Origin of the sequence: Chromohalobacter sp. HP20-39 (assembly GCF_033052815.1) — a bacterium.
Taxonomy (GTDB): domain Bacteria; phylum Pseudomonadota; class Gammaproteobacteria; order Pseudomonadales; family Halomonadaceae; genus Chromohalobacter.
In genome coordinates this window covers 1-801 of the sequence record NZ_JAWHTP010000041.1, presented here as the reverse complement: position 1 = coordinate 801, position 801 = coordinate 1, and the positions used below count along the sequence as shown (strand labels likewise).

General features: G+C 63.2%; 1 protein-coding gene. It reads right to left on the bottom strand.

Annotated features, from left to right (window positions below):
• The coding region (locus RVY79_RS16745) for a baseplate J/gp47 family protein (protein ID WP_317465602.1) at positions 1 to 687 on the bottom strand (687 nt) is incomplete at its 3' end.
• Positions 688 to 801 lie beyond the last annotated feature (114 nt).

Sequence of the window (801 nt, the reverse complement as noted above, 5' to 3'; positions counted from 1 at the left end):
CACCAGACCCTGCTTCAGCGACGTGATGGCATATCCGACTGCGTTCTTTGTCGCCTTTGACAAGCTCGCCACGTACGCAATGAAGCGCGTGCGCAACGCCGTGTCAGACTCGGCATCGGTGCCGTTCGTGAATGCGGCCGTATTGGTCACCGTATCGACGCCTGAAATCGCGCCGGCGATGACGGAAACTGACCCTGCGACGGCGTTACCAGCAGCGCCAGCGGTGAGCGCCTGAACCGGCACCGTCACGTTTCCGACGCCGGCCGCGATGACATATCCGCCCAGGCCTGCGTTGTATGCTGGGTTCGTCGTGTCGATCGTGACGGTGAATTGCTGTGTGCCGTCGGCCATCTGCACGGTCGCCCCCACGGGCACCAGGACCTGCTGGGTCGTAGTGAACCGGGAGAAGGTGACGATCCCGGTGGCGGCCACCGCAGGCAAGCGCGTCACACCGAAGTCAGCAACCCAGGAATCGAGGTCAGCGCCACTCGATGTCGCCGCGCGAGTGATAGCCAGCACCTGCAACAACAAGCCCTCCAGCCACACCACAACGGCCGCATTCGCCTCGACGATCGCGCGCAACACCGATCCGACCGTCAGGTCGACTAGCACCTTCGCATAGCCCTGGATCGCGGAGACCTGATTCCGGACGAGCGTCACCCAATCCTGCGTCTGCAAGCTGGCCATGTCAGTTGTTCACGTTGAATTTGAGGGTTACGGGACGGCGCGTGACCGAGCTGGTGTAGCGGATGTGCACGCTCACGCCGATCGTGATCGCCGCGACATCGACCTCCGGCTCAG